Origin of the sequence: Methyloceanibacter marginalis, from assembly GCF_001723295.1 — a bacterium.
Taxonomy (GTDB): Bacteria; Pseudomonadota; Alphaproteobacteria; order Rhizobiales; family Methyloligellaceae; genus Methyloceanibacter; species Methyloceanibacter marginalis.
On sequence record NZ_LPWD01000233.1, the window covers coordinates 1 to 6,928 of the forward strand.

7 protein-coding genes and 2 pseudogenes are annotated in these 6,928 nt (G+C 62.9%); 7 read left to right on the forward strand and 2 right to left on the reverse strand.

Translation table 11 applies throughout. The features are described from left to right. From AUC71_RS09150 to AUC71_RS09160, 3 genes are all read left to right on the forward strand, one after another. Window positions 1-204, forward strand: a 204-nt coding sequence (locus AUC71_RS09150) for a tetratricopeptide repeat protein (RefSeq protein WP_141701576.1), incomplete at its 5' end; no start/stop codon positions are given. Window positions 205-222: 18 nt separating this feature from the next. Further along, window positions 223-900, forward strand: a complete 678-nt coding sequence (locus AUC71_RS09155; protein ID WP_244500871.1) for an LON peptidase substrate-binding domain-containing protein — start codon at window positions 223-225, stop codon at window positions 898-900. Then, entirely contained in the window at window positions 897-1,109 is a 213-nt protein-coding gene (locus AUC71_RS09160) for a Trm112 family protein (protein WP_069624020.1), read from the forward strand. The genes AUC71_RS09155 and AUC71_RS09160 overlap by 4 nt, the downstream gene beginning before the upstream one ends. Here AUC71_RS09160 and gluQRS read toward each other — a convergent pair. Both gluQRS and AUC71_RS09170 read right to left on the reverse strand, forming a co-directional pair. Continuing rightward, window positions 1,106-1,969 (reverse strand): tRNA glutamyl-Q(34) synthetase GluQRS, encoded by an 864-nt coding sequence (gluQRS, locus tag AUC71_RS09165; RefSeq protein ID WP_069624021.1) that lies wholly within the window; start codon window positions 1,967-1,969, stop codon window positions 1,106-1,108. The two genes, AUC71_RS09160 and gluQRS, sit on opposite strands and share 4 nt — an antisense overlap. A gap of 22 nt (window positions 1,970-1,991) precedes the next feature. Then, window positions 1,992-3,239 (reverse strand): FAD-dependent monooxygenase, encoded by a 1,248-nt coding sequence (locus AUC71_RS09170; RefSeq protein WP_069624022.1) that lies wholly within the window; start codon window positions 3,237-3,239, stop codon window positions 1,992-1,994. A 125-nt stretch (window positions 3,240-3,364) separates the two neighbouring features. On the opposite strand from AUC71_RS09170, the pseudogene tesB reads away from it, so the two are divergent. From tesB to AUC71_RS21110, 4 genes and pseudogenes are all read left to right on the forward strand, one after another. After that, window positions 3,365-4,230 (forward strand): annotated as a pseudogene (gene tesB, locus AUC71_RS09175) (acyl-CoA thioesterase II). A 217-nt stretch (window positions 4,231-4,447) separates the two neighbouring features. Next, window positions 4,448-4,786, forward strand: coding sequence for a P-II family nitrogen regulator (locus AUC71_RS09180; protein ID WP_069441861.1), 339 nt, complete (start codon window positions 4,448-4,450; stop codon window positions 4,784-4,786). A 17-nt stretch (window positions 4,787-4,803) separates the two neighbouring features. After that, window positions 4,804-6,157 (forward strand): annotated as a pseudogene (locus AUC71_RS09185) (ammonium transporter). Between the two features lie 380 nt (window positions 6,158-6,537). Next, window positions 6,538-6,928, forward strand: a 391-nt coding sequence (locus AUC71_RS21110) for an aminotransferase class I/II-fold pyridoxal phosphate-dependent enzyme (RefSeq protein WP_141701577.1), incomplete at its 3' end; no start/stop codon positions are given.

Here is a 6,928-nt window from a genome sequence, read left to right on the forward strand (position 1 = left end):
CGCTTCGATCTCGCGCTCGCGCTCAATGCCAAGGGTGACCGTCAGAGCGCGCTCGATGAACTGCTGACGCTGGTCGCCAAGAACCGCGCCTGGAACGACGATGCGGCGCGCAAGCAGCTCATACAGTTTTTCGATGCCTGGGGGCCGGCCGACCCGGTGACCGCCGCGGGGCGTCAGAAGCTGTCGTCCTTGCTGTTCGCTTAGGCATCAGGGAGCGCGTGCGTGAACGATCGCTATCGCAATGCCGCCGATCTGCCGGAGATGCTGCCGGTCTTCCCGCTGCGTGGGGCAATCTTGCTGCCGCGCGCGACATTGACGCTGAACGTGTTCGAGCCGCGCTATCTGGCGCTGATCGAACACGCGCTCGCCAATCACCGGCTGCTGGGCATCGTGCAACCGGACCCCGACACCGGCTCGGACGAGTCTCCCGAAGGCAAGGACGTCCCCTTGCGCGCGGTCGGCTGCGCCGGGCGGATCACCGCCTTCGACGAGACCGAGGAAGGCCGCATGATGATCTCGCTGTTCGGCGTGGCGCGTTTCACGCTCGGCAAAGAGATTCCTTCGGATACGCCGTTCCGCATGTGGGACGTCGATTTTTCATCCTATGCGGACGACTTCATCAGCGGCCATGGTGAGGACGCGGTGGACCGCCCTCGCCTCTTGGAGACGCTCCGCTCCTATCTCGAAGCGAACAATCTCAGCGCCGACTGGGAACGCATCAACAGCGCGACAAACGAGCGGCTGGTGAATACGCTGGCGATCCTGAGCCCCTATGGGCCCGAAGAGAAGCAAGCCTTGCTACAGGCGAAAACTCTTCCGGAACGCGCGGAAGCATTGGTGGCATTGGCCGAAATGGAGCTCGCGTCGCGCGACGACGGTTCGGGAACATCGATCCAGTGACACAAGACGACAACAGTACCGGCACGGCGGAACGCCGCGTCGATCCCAAGCTTCTCGAGATCCTGGTCTGTCCGCTGACCAAGACATCTCTCGCCTATGACGCAGAACGCCAGGAGCTGATCAGCCGGGCAGCGGGTCTCGCTTTTCCCATTCGCGACGGTATCCCCATCATGCTGCCCGATGAAGCCCGCAAGCTCGACGAGAGCTAGCCGCCGATCACACGCTCCACGCCGACCATCTCCCGCACCTCCTCGGGCGGCCGCCCCGCTTCGCGATAGGTCCGGATCGCGCAAGCGTCGTTGCGCTTGGCGAGACGCTTGCCCGCTTCATCGCGAATGAGCGCGTGGTGATGCCAGACCGGCACCGGCAAATCGAGCAGCGCTTGCAAAAGCCGGTGGATCGGCGTCGCCCCCAAGAGGTCCTCGCCGCGAATGACATGGGTGATGCCTTGCGCCGCGTCATCGACCACCACCGACAGGTGATAGGCCGCAACACCAATATCCTTGCGCCCCAGAACCACGTCGCCGATCCCACTCTGCATCGCCTCTTCGTCAAGCGCATGCGTTCCGGCATGGGCGGCGCCGGTCTCGCGCCAAGTGAGTGTCTGATCCCCTAGAAGCGACAGTGCCCGGCCGAGATCGAGCCGGATGGCGTCGCCCGGCGCGCATTCCGACATGGAGCGGCCGCGGCAGGTGCCGGGATAGACCGTATTGTTGGAGCCCTCCTGCGGCGCCGAAAGCGCGGCGCGGATGTCGGCGCGCGTGCAACGGCAGGGATAAGTGAGTCCGAGATCGCCAAGACGCTCCAGCGCGCCTGAATAGACGCCGACCCGTTCCGATTGCCGCCAAACCGGCTCGGGCCACGAGAGGCCCAGCCAAGCCAGATCCTCGAAAATGGCCGCCTCGTACTCGGGCCGCGCCCGCGTACGGTCGGTGTCCTCGATCCGCAAGAGGAATTGCCCGTCCGCCACTTTCGCCGCCTCCCAAGCCGTCAGCGCGGAAAAGGCGTGGCCGAGATGGAGAAGTCCCGTGGGCGAGGGGGCGAATCGGGTGGCGAAGCTCACCGGCATCGTTCGGTCGCCTATCACGCGGCTACAGTCCTTCGCCCTTCATCAGACGCGGGACATTGCCGGTCGCGCCGGCAGCCTCGCGCACGAGAAGCCGCTTCAGTCCCGGCGCGCGGTCGACAAGACCAAGCCCAAGATCGCGGATGGCGCGAAGCGGCGCGTTGTCGTTCGAGAACAGCCGGTTCAAGCCATCCATCACCGTGCCTGAGAAAGCGCTGTCGAAACGACGCCAGCGTTGATAGCGCTCAAGCGTCGTGGCGGAGCCGATGTCGAGGCCGAGCCGTAACGCGTCGACGATCGTCTCCGTGAGAGCGGCCACATCGCGCAGGCCGATATTGAGACCTTGGCCTGCGAGCGGGTGAACGACATGGGCGGCGTCGCCGATCAGCGCGAGCCTCTCGCCGACAAAGGCCCGGGCCATTTGAAAGTCTAGCGGAAAGGCCTGCTTCGGACCTTCGAGCGTGATACGGCCAAGGCGGTGCCCGAACCGCCGCGTGAGCTCCGCGATGAACGCGTCGTCGCTTCCTTTCATCAGCGTTTCGGCCCTGGCCTTGTCTTCCGTCCACACGATGGACGAGCGATTGCCTTTCAGCGGAAGAATGGCGAAGGGACCCGCGGGAAGGAAATGCTGCACGGCTTGGCCGTGATGGGGGCGCTCATGGGCGACCGTGACCACAATGCCCTGCTGCGGATAGGACCAGCCGATGCATTTAATGCCTGCCCGCTCTCTGAGGCTCGAGCGCTTCCCGTCGGCGGCGACGAGAAGCGGTGCACATAATTCCATGCCGCTCTTAAGACGCACCTGCACGCTGAAGGCATCGGTCTCGTATGTCACGACGCTGTCCGGCGCGAACACATCGATGGAACTGTCGGAGGCAACAGCGTCCGAAATCGTCTTGAGGAGCGTCCCCGCCTCGACGAGATAGGCGCGCGGCGCATCCGCCTTCATCTCTTCGTCAAAGCAGAGAAAATGCGGACGCAGACTCGCGTTCAACGGGCTGTCGGTGATCTCGATGGAGTCGATGGCTTGCGCGTCAGACGCGAGCTCGGGCCAAAGGCCGATCGCTTCGAGGAGGCTCTTGGCCGCCGCGGAGAGTGCCAAGCCTCTCGCGTCTGTTTGCTCTACTGCCTTTTGGGGCGTGGCATCGACGAGCGCCACGCGGAAGCCCGCCGGCGCGCACTCGGCCAACGCCAGCGCGAGCACGCCTCCGGAGAAGCCGCCACCCGCGATGATGATGCCATGCCTATCGTTGACCTTCCGCGAGCGTGCCATAGACCTTCCTATCCATCCCCTTGCTATAGGCGAAGGTGCCAAGGCGCACCACGTACTCCAACTTCCACGAGAACGCTCCAACCTGCTAAACGGGCCTAGTTTAAGACTTCCGAAAGAGGCCCCTCATGAGCGCCGCCCTCGACGAACTTCTATCGATTCTCGATCTCGAGCCGCTGGAACATAACCTCTATCGGGGCTTGAGCCCGCAGGTGGGCTGGCAGCGCGTTTTTGGCGGTCAGGTGATCGGCCAGGCCCTGGTCGCGGCCAATCGGACGGTAGAGGGCCGCGCCGCCCATTCGCTCCATGCCTATTTTTTACGCGCCGGCGATCCGGCGGTGCCGATCATTTACGAAGTGGACAGAATCAGCGATGGCGGCAGCTTCTCGACGCGCCGGGTCGTGGCGATCCAGCACGGTCACGCGATCTTTTCCATGGCCGCCTCGTTTCATAAGGAGGAGGAGGGTCTGGAGCACCAGGTGGCGATGCCGGATGTGCCGCCGCCGGAGGATTTGCCGAGCGAGGCCGAGCTAAAAGAAAAGCTCATAGAGAGGGTACCGGCGCCGGTGAAGGCTTACTGGCAGGCCGAGCGGCCTATCGAGATCAGGCCTGTGGACCTCTCCCGATATTTCTCGCGCGACAAGCACGGTCCGAGCCAGCTCGTCTGGATCAAGGCAACAGGCATGCTCGGGGACGATCCGGCGCTCCACCAGTGCGTGCTCGCCTATGCGTCGGATTTTACACTCCTGGACACGGCCCTGATCGCCCACGGCCGCTTCGTGTTCGACCCTAACCTGATGCTGGCGAGCCTGGACCACGCCGTGTGGTTCCACGAGCCCTTCCGGGCCGACGAATGGCTGCTCTATGCTCAAGACAGCCCAGCCTCCGGCGCCTCGCGGGCGTTGCGCGACATGTCACGCGCGACGGCCGTTTGGTGGCTTCGACGGCACAAGAAGGCCTGGTGCGCGAGCGAAAGCCAAATAAGCGCCTATAAAGTAGGCAATCACTCTGATTTGCCTAATTCATGTGCCTCAGAACCGGCCTCGGCCTAGGGCGACGGCACGCGCGAATCGTAAAAGAATCCCTAACCCCAAGGACTTGAGCCCTCCGCCCCAGAGTTGGCACGTAGCTTGACTCTGCTTTCAGGTTCGCACGGCTGAAACTGAGACGGCAACACACCGACAGCCGTAAATCATGGAGGGCTCAAACAGATGAAGCTGGTGATGGCAATCATCAAGCCATTCAAGCTCGACGAGGTGCGCCAAGCCCTCACCGAGCTTGGATTGCAAGGAATGACCGTTACTGAGGTCAAAGGGTACGGGAGGCAAAAGGGCCATACCGAGATCTATCGCGGCGCGGAATACGCCGTGAACTTCTTGCCGAAGATCAAGATCGAGGTCGTGGTGCCTGCCAAAATGGTCGACAAAGCCGTAGACGCCATCGTGGCCGCGGCGAAGACCGGGCAAATCGGCGACGGCAAGATCTTCGTCGTTCCCGTCGAACAGACGGTGCGCATCCGCACCGGCGAAACCAACGAATCAGCACTGTGAGAGGGGGAGATTTTAAGATGACGACCCTTGCCAAATTTCTATTCGGCGTGGTCGCTGCACTCGTACTTGCAGCGCTTTACCACGTCGATCCGGCGCTCGCTCAGGACGCCGCCGCAGAAGGTGCAGAGCCTCTTGCGGAAGCAGCCGAAGAGGTTGCCACACTCGATACGGGCGACACGGCCTGGATGCTCACATCTACCGTGCTCGTCTTGATGATGGCCATCCCGGGCCTCGCGCTCTTCTACGGCGGCATGGTCCGCAAGAAGAACATTCTGTCCGTGGTGATGCAGTGCTTTGCGATCGTCTGCTTGATGTCGATCGTATGGTTCGTCGTCGGCTATTCGCTTGCGTTCACCGACGGCGGATCGCTCAACTCCTACGTTGGCGGTCTGTCGAAGATGTTCCTAGGCGGTGTCGCTGTCGACACCCTGAGCGGGACTATCCCGGAGACGGTGTTCTTCACCTTCCAGATGACCTTCTTTGCCATCACTCCGGCTCTCATCGTCGGCGCCTTTGCTGATCGCATGAAGTTCTCGGCGGTCTGCATCTTCATGGTGCTGTGGGGACTGATCGTCTACGCCCCGGTCTGTCACTGGGTGTGGGGCGGCGGCTTCCTATCCGAGGACGGCGTGCTCGACTTCGCCGGCGGTACGGTGGTGCACATCAACGCCGGTGTCGCCGGTCTTGTGTGCGCGCTCTTCCTCGGCAAACGCACTGGCTATGGCTCCGAAAACATGGCGCCCTACAATCTTGTGTATGGCGTGATCGGTGCTTCGCTTCTGTGGGTGGGCTGGTTCGGCTTCAACGTCGGCTCGGCTCTCGGTGCAGCGCGCGCGGCGATGGTCATGGTCACGGTCACGACGAATCGCGACCGCGCCGCGGCTCTGTCTTGGATGTTCATCGAATGGATCGTCCACAAGAAGCCGTCCATCCTCGGCATCATCTCGGGCGCGATCGCCGGTCTCGTGGCGATCACCCCGGCTTGCGGCTTCGTCGATGGCTTTGGGGCACTTTGGATCGGTATTGCTGCCGGTCTGATCTGCTTCTTCATGTCCACCACTGTGAAGAAGGCCCTGGGCTACGATGACTCGCTCGACGTTTTGGGGTATCCACGGCGTTGGCGGCATCATCGGCGCGCTGCTGACGGGCGTGTTCGCCGTCGAAGCGATCGGCGGCACCGCAGGCTTGCTCGAGGGCAATCCCGGGCAGGTCCTGACCCAGCTCTGGGGCATCGTAGCCACCATGGTTTGGTGCGCGATCGCGACCTTCGTCATCCTGATCGTCACCAACATCCTCGTCGGGGTGCGGGTGAGCCAGGCTGTCGAAGTCGAGGGTCTCGACATCAACCTGCATGGCGAGGTGGTCCAATAGACCTTCGCGCAAAACAAAGAGGGACAAGAACAGTGGAGAGTTTGAGCTAGGTCTCCTCCTCCCTTGACTTCTAGCTCCACCTAGACCCCGGCGTATCGTGCGCCGGGGTCTTTTACATTCGCCTGCGGCATTGCCGCATTGAGCGCGTTGGCCTAACACCGCTCCATGTCGAAAGCCGGGACCGCAAGCACGCTCGATGCGCTGATTCAGTCGCCCTTCGCGCGCCTCAACGCGCTGCTCGACGGGATCGAGCCTGGCGCCGTGCCGATCAACTTCTCGCTCGGCGAACCACACGCCTCCCTACCATCCTTCGTCCAGCCTGTGCTCGACGCGCATCTGAACGAATTCGGGCGCTACCCGCCGATCAAGGCACCGCAGACTTGCGTGAAGCGATCGCCGGCTGGATGGCGCGGCGCTACCCGGCGCTTTCCGGCGTCATCGACCCGGAGACCCATGTGCTGCCGCTCAACGGCTCTCGCGAAGGTCTGTTTTCGGCGATCTTCTCCGCGCGCGACCGCAAGACCGAAATCGACGCGCCCACCGTTCTGATCCCAAACCCGTTTTACCAGGTCTATGCCGCGGCTTCGGCCGTCGCCGGAACAACGCCCGTGTTCCTTACATCGGGGCCGGAGACCGGATTCCTGCCGGCGCTCGAGGAGATCGACCCGCCGATCTTGCAGCGCACGATCGCGTTCTATCTGTGCTCGCCGTCAAATCCTGAAGGCGCGGTGGCGTCGCGCGGTTATCTCATGCGCGCCATCGCGATGGCGC